The 15,338-nt window shown below is 62.1% G+C and carries 18 protein-coding genes and 1 pseudogene; 7 read left to right on the top strand and 12 right to left on the bottom strand.

The features are described from left to right. Positions 1-55 precede the first annotated feature (55 nt). The 3 genes from FHS94_RS18240 to FHS94_RS19830 form a co-directional block, all read right to left on the bottom strand. Entirely contained in the window at positions 56-1,816 is a 1,761-nt protein-coding gene (locus FHS94_RS18240) for a flotillin family protein (RefSeq protein ID WP_343055355.1), read from the bottom strand. 36 nt (positions 1,817-1,852) lie between these two features. After that, positions 1,853-2,470, bottom strand: a complete 618-nt coding sequence (locus tag FHS94_RS18235; RefSeq protein WP_184060592.1) for an OB-fold-containig protein — start codon at positions 2,468-2,470, stop codon at positions 1,853-1,855. A gap of 72 nt (positions 2,471-2,542) precedes the next feature. Next, positions 2,543-2,719 carry a DUF6771 family protein gene (locus FHS94_RS19830; RefSeq protein ID WP_343055354.1) on the bottom strand — a complete coding sequence of 59 codons (177 nt, stop codon included), beginning with the start codon at positions 2,717-2,719 and terminating at the stop codon, positions 2,543-2,545. Positions 2,720-2,880: 161 nt separating this feature from the next. Here FHS94_RS19830 and FHS94_RS18230 point away from each other — a divergent pair, with 161 nt between their 5' ends. Further along, positions 2,881-3,666 (top strand): hypothetical protein, encoded by a 786-nt coding sequence (locus FHS94_RS18230; protein ID WP_184060590.1) that lies wholly within the window; start codon positions 2,881-2,883, stop codon positions 3,664-3,666. Between the two features lie 111 nt (positions 3,667-3,777). On the opposite strand, the gene FHS94_RS18225 is transcribed toward FHS94_RS18230, so the two are convergent. Continuing rightward, entirely contained in the window at positions 3,778-4,059 is a 282-nt protein-coding gene (locus FHS94_RS18225; protein ID WP_184060588.1) for a DUF427 domain-containing protein, read from the bottom strand. A 223-nt stretch (positions 4,060-4,282) separates the two neighbouring features. Between FHS94_RS18225 and FHS94_RS18220 the strand changes: the two genes are divergently transcribed. Then, on the top strand, positions 4,283-4,735 hold the full coding sequence (locus FHS94_RS18220) for a carboxymuconolactone decarboxylase family protein (RefSeq protein ID WP_184060586.1): 453 nt from the start codon (positions 4,283-4,285) through the stop codon (positions 4,733-4,735). After that, the gene (locus tag FHS94_RS18215; RefSeq protein ID WP_184060584.1) at positions 4,735-5,589 is read left to right on the top strand and encodes a sigma-70 family RNA polymerase sigma factor; all 855 of its coding nucleotides are present in this window, start codon (positions 4,735-4,737) and stop codon (positions 5,587-5,589) included. The genes FHS94_RS18220 and FHS94_RS18215 overlap by 1 nt, the downstream gene beginning before the upstream one ends. Before the next feature lie 48 nt (positions 5,590-5,637). Here the strand turns inward: FHS94_RS18215 and FHS94_RS18210 are convergent, their stop codons facing one another. From FHS94_RS18210 to FHS94_RS18190, 5 genes are all read right to left on the bottom strand, one after another. Then, a complete protein-coding gene (locus FHS94_RS18210) occupies positions 5,638-6,159 on the bottom strand; it encodes a Ros/MucR family transcriptional regulator (RefSeq protein ID WP_184060582.1) in 522 nt (173 codons plus the stop codon). 112 nt (positions 6,160-6,271) lie between these two features. After that, complete coding sequence (locus FHS94_RS18205; protein WP_184060579.1) at positions 6,272-7,936, bottom strand: recombinase family protein; 1,665 nt, start codon at positions 7,934-7,936, stop codon at positions 6,272-6,274. Further along, positions 7,933-8,352: a DUF2924 domain-containing protein gene (locus tag FHS94_RS18200; RefSeq protein WP_184060577.1), complete on the bottom strand. Its 420-nt coding sequence runs from the start codon at positions 8,350-8,352 to the stop codon at positions 7,933-7,935. The genes FHS94_RS18205 and FHS94_RS18200 overlap by 4 nt, the downstream gene beginning before the upstream one ends. Next, a complete protein-coding gene (locus FHS94_RS18195) occupies positions 8,352-8,873 on the bottom strand; it encodes a DUF3489 domain-containing protein (RefSeq protein ID WP_184060575.1) in 522 nt (173 codons plus the stop codon). Before FHS94_RS18195 ends, FHS94_RS18200 begins: the two co-directional genes overlap by 1 nt. Before the next feature lie 127 nt (positions 8,874-9,000). After that, on the bottom strand, positions 9,001-9,165 hold the full coding sequence (locus FHS94_RS18190; RefSeq protein ID WP_184060573.1) for a hypothetical protein: 165 nt from the start codon (positions 9,163-9,165) through the stop codon (positions 9,001-9,003). 133 nt (positions 9,166-9,298) lie between these two features. Here FHS94_RS18190 and FHS94_RS18185 point away from each other — a divergent pair, with 133 nt between their 5' ends. After that, complete coding sequence (locus FHS94_RS18185) at positions 9,299-10,114, top strand: DNA/RNA non-specific endonuclease (protein ID WP_184060571.1); 816 nt, start codon at positions 9,299-9,301, stop codon at positions 10,112-10,114. Positions 10,115-10,213: 99 nt separating this feature from the next. Here the strand turns inward: FHS94_RS18185 and FHS94_RS18180 are convergent, their stop codons facing one another. Then, complete coding sequence (locus tag FHS94_RS18180) at positions 10,214-10,933, bottom strand: helix-turn-helix domain-containing protein (protein ID WP_184060569.1); 720 nt, start codon at positions 10,931-10,933, stop codon at positions 10,214-10,216. A 378-nt stretch (positions 10,934-11,311) separates the two neighbouring features. Between FHS94_RS18180 and FHS94_RS18175 the strand changes: the two genes are divergently transcribed. The 3 genes from FHS94_RS18175 to FHS94_RS18165 all read left to right on the top strand — a co-directional run bounded on the left by FHS94_RS18175 (position 11,312) and on the right by FHS94_RS18165 (position 14,469). Beyond that, the gene (locus FHS94_RS18175; RefSeq protein WP_184060568.1) at positions 11,312-12,253 is read left to right on the top strand and encodes a hypothetical protein; all 942 of its coding nucleotides are present in this window, start codon (positions 11,312-11,314) and stop codon (positions 12,251-12,253) included. After that, positions 12,198-13,124 carry a metallophosphoesterase family protein gene (locus FHS94_RS18170; RefSeq protein ID WP_184060566.1) on the top strand — a complete coding sequence of 309 codons (927 nt, stop codon included), beginning with the start codon at positions 12,198-12,200 and terminating at the stop codon, positions 13,122-13,124. Before FHS94_RS18175 ends, FHS94_RS18170 begins: the two co-directional genes overlap by 56 nt. A 1,045-nt stretch (positions 13,125-14,169) precedes the next feature. Beyond that, positions 14,170-14,469 (top strand): DUF6894 family protein, encoded by a 300-nt coding sequence (locus FHS94_RS18165; protein ID WP_184060564.1) that lies wholly within the window; start codon positions 14,170-14,172, stop codon positions 14,467-14,469. Positions 14,470-14,552: 83 nt separating this feature from the next. Here the strand turns inward: FHS94_RS18165 and FHS94_RS18160 are convergent, their stop codons facing one another. Together FHS94_RS18160 and FHS94_RS18155 are read right to left on the bottom strand one after the other, a co-directional pair. Next, a complete protein-coding gene (locus FHS94_RS18160) occupies positions 14,553-14,906 on the bottom strand; it encodes a helix-turn-helix domain-containing protein (RefSeq protein ID WP_184060562.1) in 354 nt (117 codons plus the stop codon). An 87-nt stretch (positions 14,907-14,993) separates the two neighbouring features. Next, positions 14,994-15,338, bottom strand: a pseudogene (locus FHS94_RS18155) (ferritin-like domain-containing protein); the annotation flags it as partial.

Below are 15,338 nucleotides of genomic sequence, written 5' to 3'. Positions count from 1 at the left end.
GTCGGGTCAAGTCACGATCTGACCTGCGACCCAGCTTACCGAAATCTGGATTCCATCACGCCGACGTGTTGCTGGTTTGATCGCCGCTGCCGTTCGAATATTTCATGCGCACGCTGGGCGAGGCTCCCTGAAAGGTTTTGAGACTATCCTGTGCCTTGCCATCCGCCGGGCCGCTGCCAGCGAGAATGCCGTTCAGCGATCCTCCCGCCATTCCGAGTTCAGCCATCAAACCATCAATGAGCGGGCCCCCAACGCGATAGCGCATGGCGGCGGCAACCGCCGCGTCCGCGAGATTGGTCTGTCCTGCGCCGCCGGCAGTCTCGCCCGTTCCGTCCCCGTGAAGCCCGCGAGCGTCGAGAATGCTGATCTTGTCGATGTTCTCCATAGGCTTGGCTGCGGCTGCGATGATGGCGGGCAGGGCGTCCAGCATCGCCTTGCGGATCAGCAGGGCGGTCTGAGCTTCGCTCAGGATGTTGGTAGCTTCGTTGAGCGAGGCCTGACCAGCCGCGTCGACCTTGAACGCCGCCTCACGGCCTTCTGCGCGGGCCTTCTCGGCATCGGCTTCGGCCATCGCCTCGGTCCGGAGCGCGCTCGCGCGGGCCTCGGCAGCTTCCTTCTCCGCGGAGGCGGCAACGGTGATCTGGACGGCCTCTTCCTGCGCGCGCTGGGTGGCGGCGATCACGGCCACATTCTTGTTGCGGTTAGCAATTTCGGTAGCCTTCGCAGTAGCCACGCTCTCCTCCGCGCGGACCGCGAGTGCACGCGCCTCGTTGGCGGCAGCCGCGGCGGTCGACTCCTCTTCGGACTTCTGGGCAGTCTGCACGGCGGTCGTGATCCGGGCAATCTCGATGGTGCGGTCCCGCTCGATAGTCGCGGTCTGGATGGCGCCGTCGCGAGCAATGGTTGCGGTCTTGATGACCTTGTCTGCCTCGGTCTGCGCGACGGTCTGCGCCTGTGTCGCAGTGATACGTGCAATCTCGGCGAGGCGGGTCTGCTCCGCCGTTGCAGTGGCAATCGCTGTCGCCTGCTCAGCGCGCCGGGCGGACAACGCCTGCTCCTGCGTCAACCGCGCCTGCTCTGCGGCCTGCGCAATCTCGAGCGACTGGTTGTTGGCTTCCAGGTTGCGCTGTTCAATCGCAACCCGATTGGTGGCGACGATGTCGTTCCGGGTCTTCTTGCGTTCTTCGATCGTGCGGGTGAGCACCGTCAGGCCCTCGGCGTCGAAGGCGTTATTCTCATTGAAATGCTCGAACGCGGTCTGGTCGAAGTGGGTGATCGAAACGGACTCGAGATGAAAGCCGTTCATGTCGAGATCGGTGAGCAGCGCCTCTTGCACCTTCTGAATGAAGTCAGCGCGGTTGGCATGAAGATGCTCCATTGTCATGGTCGCAGCGACCGACCGCAATGCGGAAACCAGCTTACCGTCCAGTAGCGACTTGACCGCTTCCGGGCTGTTGACGGCATCACCCAGCGTTTGCGCCGCTGCGGCAATCGACTCTGCGTCAGGCTTCACCTTGATGTGGAACAGCCCAACGACATCGACACGTAGTTTGTCGAGCGTGATGAGCGCGTCCTTGTTGAGGCGCGACACCTCCAGCTTCACTGTCGTGAGGCGGACCTGCATCAGTTCGTGGAGAACCGGGATGACCATGATGCCGCCGTTCAACACCACCTTTTCGCCACCAAAGCCGGTTCGGATCAGCGCCACGTCCTTGGTCGCGCGTCGGTATAGCCGTGTCAGGATGATACCGATCACCACAAAGGCGAGCAGGACAATGCCCGCATAGATCAGGACGTTCAAAAGCGATGCAGGCACGTGAAGACTCCCCCGGTCAGCCCAAACACTCTTGTATCAAACCGATTGAAGAAGGGTATTCGTATCCGGCAGCGCAAAAAATCGCGCGCCGTCGCGTCGAACAATCAGCACGGTCTCTCCCGAGGCGATCGTCCCGGCGTCATCGTGCGGTTCGACAAGAATGAAGTGCGCTTGGCCGTGCCGATCAACAACCTTGGCGCGCGCGGGAGCGCCTCGACGGGCGGTGCCCTCCAGGATCGTTGCCCTTTGCCTGAGCAGATCGTCGGTCGAGATCACGGTGGTTTCGAACCCGGGCATGATCTGGGCCAGGCCATTCGCCGCGAGCGTGTTGAACAATCCGCCGAGGACGAGCGCGCCGCTAGCGGCGAGTGGCCAAGCTATCGGCGTACCATGCAGTGCCTCTGTAATCTGCTGGATGGCAACACCCGCCAACGTAAAGCAGCCCAGCAGCGATGTAAGCCAGATGAGTATCGGTAGCTCGCCGCCCAATCCGAGCCAGTCGAGCAAGCCGCTGTGTCCGTCAGCCCCGATGTCGCCATCCAGATCAAGGTGTCCCAGCCCCAATCCGATCGCCTCGATCAGTCCAATACCGATCATCACTGCGAAAGAGATTGCGAACGGCAGGTAAGCGGCGCTCAAGAACTGCGAGAACATGGTCCGCAGGCTACCACGCACTTCTGGTGCTGTCAGGCCGATCCGCTTGACCGGCGCGATAAGGATGGTCCATCAGCGGGGTGCTCTGCCAACGTCGGTATCGGACCGAAGGACCGCCGCAATCATGGCGGCGAGGGCCTCCTCAGCACGTTGTCTCACGCCGGGCTCCTTGGCCAGCAGGTCGTGCCGGATCCACTCGGGCGCCCGGTGCAAAACGCTGGTAAGGGTTGCATGCTGCTGATCCGTCATGCCGGCACATCGCGCGGTTTGGGTGTCCACTGCAAGTCACACAGCCCGGCTCACATGCCCACCGGTCGCGGCGCTGAACTACTGTGTTCTCGTTATGTCCTACAGCCCGCCAGGTGTGCAAAAGGGGAGCGACTCGTTGTGGAGGTGGACTCGGAATGCAGATGGCGTGGAAAGCAGGTGAGGTTCGTGGCTGGCCGGAAGGCCTGACCGATGAGGAGGCTATGCAGCGCTTTCAGACACTGTGCCTGGCCGCGTGTGATGGCGTCCAGGACCTGGCTGAAGACGCCCGGTACAAGGCCCTGCGCAGGGCGCTGATGGCCCGGCCAGACCTGAGGCCGATGGCTCCGGCGTTCGTGGCAGCCCAGCCTGGCCTTGAAGCTCTGGTCCGGCACTTACGCGAGACGCCAGACCGAGCTGCGAGGCGGGACATGGTCCGAGCGCAATTCGGCCCGCTCCGCGCCAAGGTGCAAGGTGAGCAGTCCATTGCGTCGTCGGGCTGGACCGGCCGTCCTGACATGCAGGAGCGGGCCGCTCTGGTGCGCAAGCTCGCGCCGGTGGCCCTTGAGGCGGTAGCCCGGCTCTTGGAGGACGAGGAACGGCTGAGGAGCAACGGCGGCCCGGTTGATCCGGATCGCGAAGAAGCGCTGTCGCATCTAAAGGCCCTACATCGGGCGCTGGGCGAATTGATCGACCTTGCCCGGGCAGACCTGCCGCTTGAAGGCGTGCTTGGGCGGCTTCAGACGCTCCGGCGCGAAGCGAAGATGGCCCTTGGTAGAGCCGCTGCGACGCTGCCGGTCACCGCCTCCACTCTGGTCGCCTTCGGCAGCGTGGTCGGCATTTCCGAGTTCTTCGTTGGCAACGTCGTGGTCTCGGTCGCTGCCGGTGGACTGGCCGGCAACACCGTCAAAGACGCGCTGCTTAGGAGAGAGGCCAAACCGGGCGCGTGACGGTGAACCCTTGAACGGCGGGGTGAACCGGCAGAGAAGGAGCATGCAGAACGTGAACCAACGTCAGGTTTCGCGCGTGCCGCGATATGGATGAGTGTCGGGTTCTGGATTCTAGCCGACCGTCACTCCTTTCCAGAACGCGATGCGGTCACGGATGTTCTCGGCTTTGGGCTTGGGATCGGGGTAGTACCATGCCGCATCGCGGTTCTCCGATCCGTTCACCACTAGGCTATAGTAGTGCGCTGTTCCCTTCCACGGGCAGGCCGTTGTTGTGCTGCTCGGTCGGAGAACCGCAGGGTCGACAGCTTCCGCAGGAAAGTAGTGATTGCCCTCGACAACGACGGTATTGTCGCTGCTAGCAATCAGCGACCCGTTCCATTGCGCTTCGACCATGATTTTGTCTCCCGTAAGGAGCTTAGGTCGGACCGACGCACAACGCCGTCAAGGTTAGACAAACAGCTAAACGAGCGGCATCTTCCAAAAGGCGCCGCAACGAGGGCCTATGTCGCATCATGAGGGCCCTCGGCCCGGAAGCAGCGAAAAACTCAGCTGGCATGTCACATAGCCGTTTGCTGTCTCGTCATGTCTGCAGACCCACACGGAAAGGACTGCTCACATGACCGGCCGCATCAACCCCTATGCTGCTTCTCCCAACCTGCTGAAAGCGTGGATGAGCTTCTCGGATCAGGTTGCAGCCAGTGGGCTCGAGAAGCCGCTGCTCGAACTGGTGAAGATCCGTGCCTCGCAGATCAATGGATGCGCCAACTGCCTCAACATGCACACGTTCGAGGCGCGACAGGCTGGCGAGACTGAGCAGAGGATTGCGGTGCTGCCCGCTTGGCATGAGGCGCCTTGCTATACTGACCGGGAGCGAGCTGCCCTTGCCTGGACCGAACACATGACCTTGGTGGCGAGCAAGCGAGCACCGCAAAGCGTATACGACAGCCTGGCGACCCAGTTCACCAGCGAGGAACAGGTGAAGCTCACCATGGCAATCATCATCATCAATGGTTGGAACAGGCTGGCCGTCGGCTTCGACCTGTTCGCGCCCGAGCTGGGGTGGAAATAATGAACGGGGCCGCCGCGGCGTTCGAATCGGCGCGTCCGCAACTGCTGCGAGTGGCGTACCGGATGCTCGGATCGATGGCGGATGCCGAAGATGTTCTTCAAGAAGCATGGCTTCGCTGGTCCGCGGCCGACCATCAGGACGTTCGTGTGCCGGCAGCTTTCCTCCGCAGGGTGGTGACGAGACTGTGTCTCGACCATTTGAACTCGGCCCGCGTCCGGCGAGAGGATTATGTCGGTCCTTGGCTGCCTGATCCCGTAGTGGAGCAGGACGCCGTGGAGGATGTTACGCTGCCGCTGATGTTGGCGCTCGAGCGGCTTTCGCCTCTCGAACGCGCCGCATTCCTGTTGCACGACGTCTTCGGCGAGAGCTTCCACGATATTGCTGACAGCGTTGGGCGCGAGCCCGCAGCGTGCCGCCAGCTCGCCAGCCGCGCGCGCGAGCACGTTCGCGCCGAGAGGCCCCGCTTCCCGGTCGAGCGGGCGCACGGGTTGGAGATCGCAAAGGCGTTCTTCGCGGCATCACGGGGCGGAGAGGTTGGCCAACTCGGCCGCCTGTTAGCTGACGATGTCAGCCTTTACTCTGATGGCGGCGGCAAGCGGCCGGCAGCGGGTCGGGTCATGGTAGGGCTGAACGAGGTGACACGTACCTTCGCCGCTATCGCTCGCTTGATGCGCGACAAGTCCGGCACTCTGGTTCACTACGCTCACATCAACGGCCTACCTGGCTTCGTGACCCGTGAGCCTGACGGCATACTGCAGACGACCGCCCTTCTGATTGAAGCCGATAAGGTCAAGGCTATCTACGTGATGCGCAATCCCGACAAGCTTCAGCACCTCGAGGCGCGGCTGCACTGAGCCTCGACCCGCACTTAGGTACACAGGTGGGCGACTGACCGAGCTGGCTTAGGAAGCGGCGGTGCCAGCCTTGCGGCGGCCACGCTTCGGGGCTGCCGCGGGCGCGGCTGCCTCGGGCGGAGTGGCTTCAGCCGGGGCCGGCTCAGCCGCGACGCGCGGCTTGCGCCCAAGCCCGATCTTCTTGGCCATGTCGCGGCGGGCTTCGGAGTAGTTCTCGGCGACCATCGGGTAGTCGGGCCTGAGGTTGTAGCGCTCGCGATACTGGTCGGGGGTGAGGCCATGGCCGGCGAGATGCCGGCGCAGCGTCTTGTACGGTTTGCCATCGATCATCGAGAGGATGTGATCCTTGGAGGCAAGCGACTTGCGCACCGACACAGCGGGCGTGTCCTCAGCGTCCTCTGGAGCCTCGGGCTGCGGAGCAGGCGTGACCAGGCCCGTCACGGCACCATGCATGCGGGCGAGAAAAGCGGGCACCTCGTCAGCACCCACCCGAGTGTGGGGATTGGACAGCCACGCGATGGTCAGTTCGGTCGCGAGTTCAACAATGCTGTCCTGGGTGCCGTCGGCCATTGTTTACCTCCAAAATGGAGGTAAGCCGATCAGCCAAGATCGACGGCGGGTCAATGTTACGGGCCGACAAACGTTGCGCTCTCCTCAATGGTCGGTCGTGACCTTCGCTGCGTCAAAGGAAGCTGCTCGCCTGTTCTTGCCAGCTGGGCGGTACGGCATCGGCAGCGGTGAGCGTTTGCACATCCAGGCCGGCCCGCTGCCTACCGCTCAGGATGGCATCGTCGATGGTGGGCGACAGAAAGGCGAGCCTGAGTACCCGGGTGAGGTAAGCGGGGCTAACACCAGCTGCCTGAGCGAGCTCGGTCACATTCTGCTCGCCTTTTCTCAGCTCGCGCCAGTAGCGGTGCGCTTCGGCGAGCAGCCGGACGAGCGAGGGGTTCACCTCGGCAGGCGGTTGCGCCGCGCTTGTGTGGATCAGCCGCATGGCGCGTCCTGAGCGGGTCAGGCGGACGTCCGAGCTGATCGTGACCGTAGCTGGGACGGCTGCGATGAGCGCGACGTCCAGTGCTGCCGCAAGCTCGCCCGTGCTCATCCCGACCGAGATCCGCCCGCGTTCGACCCGTACGCCTGCAACAAGCTGGCGTGTAATGCCCCACTCACGCCGTTTCAGCCGAACGCTGAGCTCCTCAGCTCGCCGGGTGAGGCGGGCATAGTCGTCGGCCGGAATAGCGATGTGCGCATCGTTTGCGAGCTGAAGCGGGTCGGCCACGAACTTTGCAACCGCATGGGTGACCACGGTTTCGATCTCGCGAGCAGGGATGCGCAGGCCCTGATCGCCTGTCCCGGTCTGGAGAGCCTGGCTGGTGTAGTAGCGATAGCGTCGCCCGCGTGCGACGGCGTGGGTCGCCACCAGCGGCACGCCGGCGTCGTCGGTAAGCTTGCCCGCGAGCAGGCTTGGTTCTGAGCCGCGTTGTCCCTCGCGGCTGCCCTGGAGATTGGCGGCGAGCATCGCCTGTACCGCATCCCAGGTGCCGCGCTCGATGATCGCATCGTGTAGCCCCGGGTAGACCTGATCCTTGTGCGCGATCTCGCCAAGGAAGGTCCGGCACTTCAGCATCAGGTAGAGCTGCCCGCGGGTGAATGGCACACCACCGATGGTTTTGCCGCTGCGGGTGGTGCGGGCAGGGGAGAGCACGCCGTCACGCTCGAGGCTTTCCGCCAGCCGGCGGACATTGCCCAGCTCCAGGTAGCGCGTGAACACCGTGCGCGTAATCGCGGCGTGGTTGTCGACGATCTTGAGACTGCGCCCGTCGGGCTCGTAGCCAAGCGGTGAGATGCCACCCATCCACATGCCCCGCGCCTTGGAGGCGGCGATCTTGTCACGGATGCGCTCGGCGGTGACCTCGCGCTCGAACTGGGCAAAGCTGAGCAGCATGTTGAGGGTGAGGCGCCCCATGCTGGTGGTGGTGTTGAACGATTGGGTGACCGAGACAAAGCTGGTGCCCGCCGTATCGAACGCCTCGACCAGCCTGGCAAAGTCGAGCAGCGAGCGCGTCAGGCGGTCAACCTTGTAGACGACGATGATGTCGACCCTGCCCGCAGCGACATCGCCGAGCAGCCGTTGCAGGGCAGGGCGCTCGAGCGTGCCGCCGGAGAGGCCGCCATCATCATACTTGTCGGCCACCTCGCACCAGCCGTCGCTGGCCTGGGAGAGGATATACGCCGAGCAGGCTTCACGTTGAGCATCGAGGCTGTTGAAGCTCTGCTCGAGCCCTTCCTCGCTCGACTTCCTGGTGTACACGGCACAGCGCACCTGGGGCGGACGTGGCGTTCTCATGCCGCCGCTGTCTTACGCTTCAGCCCAAAAAAGGCCGGCCCCGACCAGCGGGTGCCGGTGATCGCGCGCGCTACCTCGCTGAGGCTGTTCCAGCTCTTGCCGGACCAGGTGATGATGCCGTCCTCGCCCACGGTCACAACATGGGCAACACCGTTCCAGCTGCGGACCAGCCGCATGCCGGGGCGGGCAGGACTGGTGCGGGTCTTGGCCGCAGCAAGCTGGTCGAGCCGCTGCTGGGTGCTCCGTGACAGCCCGGCTGTGGCTCTCGCCTGGATCTCCCAGGCCAGAGCCAGGCGCAGCAGGGCAGGGCTCATCCGCGGGCGGGGGCTGTTGGTGAGCTTAGCCCAGAGGTCACCCAGCCTAGCTGAGGACATCGCCGCCAGGCACCCGAGCTGCTGGTCGACGCTGGCGCCCATCATGCCACGCCTGCGATGCGATAGCAGGTGATGCCTTCACGCTTGCTCCGCGCGATGCTGTGGCCCTTCTTGCGCAAGCCCGTCAGCGCAGCGCGGGTGGTGTGCGGTAGCCAGCCTGTGGCGTCGATCAGCTCGGGCAGGGTCGCACCCTCGTCACGGGCCAGCAGCGCCAGCACCGCTGATGTCTTGCTCTGGCGAGGGCCGGCCGGCGCGGAGGCGCTAAGCGGCGGCGCTGTGTCACCAGCGCCCGCCTGATCGTCACCACTACCCTCCACGCCGATGGCGGCCAGCCCCGCAGGCGTCACATACAGGCCGAAGCTGAGGTCACCGTCGGTACGGTGCACGTCACTGACGACCGATGTCTCGCGCTCTTCAACCAGCGCTTCGGCAAGCAGGGCGGTGATGGCCTTGGTCGCGCGGCTGCCTTCGGCAAGGCTGGCGGGCAGGGGCATGAGGCTGCCGGTGCTCCGCTGTGAGGCAGCTGAGAGGAGCAGGCATTGCGTGTCGTTGAGCTTGGGCACGTGGTGGTCTCCTCGTCAGAGCAGCCCGGTGCTGCTCCCACCACCTGCAGCCCCGCTGGTGACCAGCAGGGCAGGTCGAAACCGCGTTCGCTAGTCCCGACTCTCGCCAGCAGCTGTTGCTCTGGTGTCAGCGCAAGTCGAATGGATTGTGGCGCGGTGCCCAGGAAGGTGTTGCGGGCTCGTCAGATCGCGAGCGAGTACGTCTCAGCGTGCCCAGCGCCGTGATCAGGTTGGCAAGGCTGGTGACGACCGCTGCAACACCAAGCAGCTGGGGAGCGTCGAAGGGTAACATGGTGGCCGACTCCGGAAGTGATCCGGAGCCTTGTTGTTCACAATATGTTCCTATAGGACAGCACTTTGTTCGACCGGAGATGCGTCGTAAGAAGCTGGTCCCCAGCGAACGGTTAAGAACAGGAGAGCCTGCGATGAAGCTTGGTGGAGGCTTTCTCGCCCTCATTCTCGTGCTCGGCTCTGCGGCCGCCGCAAAGGCTGGCGATGGCGAGCTACATAGCTTCCATTGCCTGTTTGGCTGCCCTGTCGGCGCGCCCTCGACGAACGACACAATCGTACGCGAGATCTACACCCTGTCCTCGAACGATTTGACCAAGGTCGCGGACTGGGTAGCATACCGGGTAACGCCCGCGTCGATCGGGCCATCAGGCGAGCGCGCGTGGCAGGCCGATCCCTGGCTCTCGACCGACGAAACGCTGATGCCGAATGCCTATGACGGAGCCAACCGGGCACTCCACGTCGACCGCGGTCATCAGGCGCCGCTCGCCGCCTTTTCCGGCACGCCGTTCGCGAGCGAAACCAATATTCTGTCAAACATCACGCCCCAGTCCTCGGCGCTGAACCAAGGACCATGGAATGCTTTGGAGGAGCAGGAACGCCTGCTCGCCCAACGGCTGAACACTGCAGTCTACGTCTACACCGGACCGCTGTTCGAACGGCTGATGGCGCCGCTTCCGGCGGGGCCAGAGCTTGAGCGGGTGCCATCAGGATACTGGAAGGTGATCGCTCTTTCCGACGGCCGGAACAGCGCCTTCATCTTCGATCAAACGGCCAACCGGGCCATGAATTACTGCAATGGTCGAGTGCCGCTCAACCAGGTCGTCCTGCGCAGCCGTCTCAAGCTCTTCCCAATGGCCGATCCTGCCACTTTCGGGAGCCTCGACACTGAGATTGGCTGCTCGACGCGCGGACCGACGCTGCCCGCTCCGTCCGTCATCCCGGCCGAATGACCGCGAGGTATAAGTCCACTCCGTGCTGGGGAACGAGGCCGAGAACGAGAACGAGGCTGGGAGCTCGAGCAGGGCAGGGGGAACTCACTTTTGCCGATCTTATTGCAGGTAGCCGGTCAAGTACCCGGGATCGAAGCCGGCTTGACGCGTGAGCCGATCCCAATTGGGAATCGTGACAATCTGATGCTGAAAATGCACGAGCCCCTCCTCTCGTAGCGCCCTGAGCGTCCTATTCACGTGCACATAGGTGATGCCCAGCGCGCTGCCGAGTTGATGCTGTTTTATGGGCAGAGCGTACGTGGTGGTCACGCCTCCGGACGAGAAGCCCTGGCGAACCGCAAGCTCGCAGAATAAATGGCATAGGCTTTGTCTAGCGTCGCGGCTTCCGAGGCTCACGACTCGTTCGTTGAGGATCAATACGCGGCTGGATGAGTAGCGCCAGAGTATTCCGATTAGTCCCGGGTGGCGCTGCATAGCGTCTGTGAACGCACCACGGGCAACGGCGTAAACCCTGCTCGGCGCTAATGCGGTCAGGCACATCGGCTTTGACGCCAGGACGAGGGAATTCAGGTCACACAAATCGCCTGGGACGTGCAGAGCGGTAAGCTGGCGCTCTCCCTCTTCAGTGTCGTAGCAGCTGGCTAACAATCCTTCGACCAGAACCAGGATACGTTCGGAGCTAGAAGAGATAGACTCCGAGAAGTCCAGATTTGCTGGAACGTCCACGTACCGTCCAGGCAGTGACCGCAGCGCCTGCTCTTCTGCTTCCGAAAGAGGGCCAAGCCTTCTCAGTTGCTCGACGAAGCGGGTAAGCGCCACACTAGACCTCCCCCGCCGCTGATATTTCTCATGGTGCGCTCAAATTGCCTGTCCGACAACAAGCGCCAGCGCTACTCGTCGGATCAGCCTGGTACGCGAAAGCTACAAGCTTGGTGGGCTAAGCTCATGGTCAGGTGGCTGGACTACCGACGGCCAGCGTTCCTATCGTGCAGCGATGAATGAGCTCGATAATGCCGAGAAGCAGGAGGTAGGGCTGGGCCAGCAACGGCGTGGAAACCTCTCACCTGCCACACCGGTATCATTCTCTGCTAAGAAGACATGAAAAGCAGGAAGCTTGCACGATAAGCAAAGCCGTGAAGTCCCCTGGACCTGTTTGGTTTCACAGGCGTTTGTTTAATGCGATGTCTGGAGCGGCGGATGAGAATATTTACGGCAGTATTTGCCAGCATCATCCTCTCTGGCATTCAGCCCGGTTCGGCTATTTGCCAGGAGCGGGATGCAGGTTCAGACGGCGGCCTCCGACACACGATTGCATCTGAGCGGGATTTTCCAATCTCACCGTCGAGCGCGACGACCACGGTATCGCCGAGCAGTGTGCCTCAAGCAATGGAGCGGATGAGCGGGAGCGATACGACGGCCGACGTCTCACTCGGGGCGATCTATGCCGGGGGTGACTTCGGTACAGGTTCTCAGACGTCGATCTGGAGTACCGCCGTGAGTGCGCGGGTTCGCCTCGACAATTGGCGGCTCTCGGCAAGTCTGCCGTGGATGCGGATCAGAAGCCGATCCACGATCTTCAACGGTATCGACGCCACGCCGGTGCTTGCCGCTCCGAATACGTCGCCCGGCAAACAGACCGCGAAGGGCTTCGGCGACATCACACTTGGCGCTGCCTACACGATTGCACCCGCGTCTTTGCCGCTTGAGATCGAACTATCAGGGCGCGCCAAACTGAATACCGCGACCCGGAGCAGCGGCCTGTCCAGTGGAGAAACAGACTACGCTGTGGGAGCGGACCTCTCGGTTCCGTTGGGGCGTGTTACACCGTTCGCTTCTTTCACGTATCGGTTTCTCGGCGACACGGAAGCGTACCATTTGCGGAATGGTCCTGCCGCATCGGCCGGCCTTTCCTACGAAGTGGGGGCAAACAGCTTCCTGCTGACTTCCTACCACTACTCACGTGCCGCAACGAAGCTGATCAACAACGCGCACGAACTGTTCTTGGGAGCCTCAACTAGGGTGCCAGGGGCTCCGCTGCGCATCACGGGCTTCGCAACGGCGGGCTTATCCAATGGTGCAGCTGATGCCTCAGCGGGATTGGCGCTATCCGCAGCGTTCGGAAGCAAGGCTGCAAGGTGAGGTGCCTTTGTTCCTAGGCGCGCATCTTGGCAAGGGTCCTGGTCGACGAGAGCTAACGCCTGTTGATCGCGTTTACGCGATCGGAGACGTTCATGGGCGGTTTGATCTGTTTCGAGACTTAGTCGAGCTGATAAGGCAAGATCAAGCCGTGCTGCCGCCTGCATTCACCAGGATCATTCTTTCAGGCGACATCGTCGATCGCGGTCCCGACTCCGCCAGAATGATCCGCGGCCGCATGGCACTTACAAAAGTCAGCGATCGCTTCATGGTGTTGAAGGGCAACCATGAAGAGATGATGGAGCGATCACTTCGAGGCGACCTCGAGACATTTGAACACTGGTTGAGCCTCGGGGGCGAACAGACACTACTCAGTTTCGGTGTCGATCCAGCATTGCTCCAGGAGCTAGTCACTTCCGAAACGCTTAGATTTGCAGTCGAGGCCGTCGGCGAGGATGTGATCCGATGGTTAGAACGCCTGCCCCTCACTCATTTTCACGATGGATTCTTATTTGTCCACGCGGGTATTAGGCCTGGGATTCCCATCCATAAACAGCGGTCCGAAGACCTGCTCTGGATTAGGCGCGACTTTTTGGACGACGACTCTACGCATGGCGTGATTGTGGTCCATGGCCACACCGTCGTGGAGGGCGGCCCAGTTATTCGCCACAACAGGATCGGAATCGATACGGGCGCTTATCGCACCGGGCGGCTGACGGCGCTCGGCATAGAGAGCGGCAAAACTTGGATTTTAAGCACCGCCCTGGAGCCTAACGCTCACGATGAGCTAGCCAACTATCAGGCTCTGTGGCGCGAGAGCATGGCCAGGGCGTCAGGGCGTGTCAGCCAAGAACAGGTCGGGACTGACGAGTGACCAAGCACGGATGGTTTGCCGACGCGGAGCTCGATCGTTCCCTCGCCGAGGTGCTAACTCTAGAGCCGGTTGGCAGTCTCCGTGCCGCAACCGAGGTCACTTCCGTTACATCAAGGCCTGGCCGGTCGCGCAATAAAACGGTGCTGTCTGCAGCCTCTCTCGTTGTGGCGATATCGGTTGGGACAGCGTTGATCCTGAACGGGGGATCCGATCGCATACCAGCCGAGCGGGAAAACAACTTCGCACTTGGGACGCATGTAGCGATGACAGGACCGGGAGCACAGGCAACGGAACTCGCTGCTAAACCTGTCGGTAAGCTGGTGAAGACGTCAGTTGCTCCTTTTACAAAACGATTGGCTGCTTTGACATCACAGCCACTTGCCACACCCGCTCGGGAAGCGCCTCGCGCAAAACTGGCCTATAGTCAGGTGCCGGCGCTTGCGAGCATTACTAAACGTCGTGCCGAACTTGCCGACGTTGATCCGGAACGGACGATCCCTCTTGACCGAGCGCGCATCGGAGTTGTGGACGCGCCACTACCCCTAATGACCGAACCCCCATCTAGCGCTGCGCCAAGCGCGGGATTTCAGATCTCGACCTTGAGCGCTGAAATTTCCATACATCCTGGTCAAAGCTCGGCAGAGTTAGTGCACGAGAAGCGTTCTCGCCGCGATAGCGTTGATGCCATGCGCCTGCTTCGACGTCAGTAGGAGAGTACCCTTACGAAACGTCGCTTCAAGCTCAGCAGGACCAGAGGCAGTCGCTGCAGCAACCCCATATCGAAACTGCGAATAGCCGCCTAGATCGGGATAGAAACACCCGCCCCATCGGGCGAGAATAGCGTGACCTGCTGCGAGAAAGACGGGATCGCATCATTTAGGGCAGCACCGACGGCCAGCTCGCGCTGTCGAGATCGGTCGGCAATTGAAGGATGGCCCATCATTAACGTCGCCGAGTTGCCGTATGGGGAAGCTGCGATCTCATTGCTGAGTTTGGCATAACAATGCCCCGATACTTCCTGAATGGGTAGGGCGATGAGGCCTACATGGACGTCGACGGCACAGAGCGGCCCAACGCAGATCTTGCCCTGGAAGCCGCGCGGGCCGGTGCACGCGACCTTATCGCAGCGGACATCAAGACCGGTAAGCCAGTCCATCTATCACATCGGATCGAAGCGGTCGGCGAGGACGGCTCGGTCTGTCATTTGGTGCTGTTCGGCGACGAAGAATTGACACTCGACGCCTTTTCCCTCCGGAAGCGAGCTCGCCTTGATCGTGCGCAGTGCAAGATGTCCGCTTGTATGTCGGGACCGGACGTGCTCTCGGTCGAATTGCTCCCTGGCTGATTGGATCGCTGCGGCATGGCGGTGCAGTCCTAAGTTTCCCGTTCCGCCTGAGGTTGCCAATTAGTTAAAGATGCAGAGTGGGCTCATGGCGGCGTGTTGCGGACTTCTGCGCAGGCCTGTTGCCTGAAATAACGCACGATGAAGAGCTGACCGTCGATCTGCACAAGCCGGCTTTGCTGACCACCCTGGCTCTCGCTCACCTCCACTTTGGTAGGAAGAACCTTCTCAATCGGCTGGCTGGTGCAGATATCCTGCACGGAACGCGGCGCGACCGATATGTCGAAGTCTTTGATGAACCTGTACAGAGTAGACCTGCCGATACGGAGCCGTTTGGCGGCCTTGGTCACACTCTGATCGCAATGTTCTAGCGCGTCGATAATTGCGCGGCGACGAGCCTGGTCCATGGAGCCTTCACGCTGCCAATCGAGAGGGCGCATACTATTCCTGAAGGAACTCGCGGATCAGATCAGCAATGCACATCGGGTGACTGGCACTGCCAATCACCCGCTTTCGCAAGCGGCGTTTTAGGAAAGACCAACCTTTAGCGCGGGATTGGGGTTATTGGTCCCGTTCGGGAAGAAGCCACCACCGTTGACGTTCGAACCCGTCGCGTTGAGGTACACAATGTTGTGCACCTGCTGGCTGTTGCGGCTGTAGGCAATCGCGGACTCGTCGGCCGGCACGATGTTGGACGTACCGCCTGTGCCTGCGATTCCCTGGTCGGAGTCCCCGTTCTTGTCGAGCGTGTCACGGGCGTCCGAAATCTTGCCGACGTTGGTGACAACCGCTGCGGTGGTGATGCCCTTGGCGTAAAGTACGGTCCGCACCAGGCCGGCATGATAGGCCTCCGCGGCGAGAATGCCGGCCGC

It is taken from the genome of Sphingomonas aerophila (assembly GCF_014199305.1).
Lineage (GTDB): Bacteria > Pseudomonadota > Alphaproteobacteria > Sphingomonadales > Sphingomonadaceae > Sphingomonas > Sphingomonas aerophila.
The sequence above is the reverse complement of the archived record's forward strand: the minus strand, read 5'-3'. Positions and strand labels throughout refer to the sequence as shown.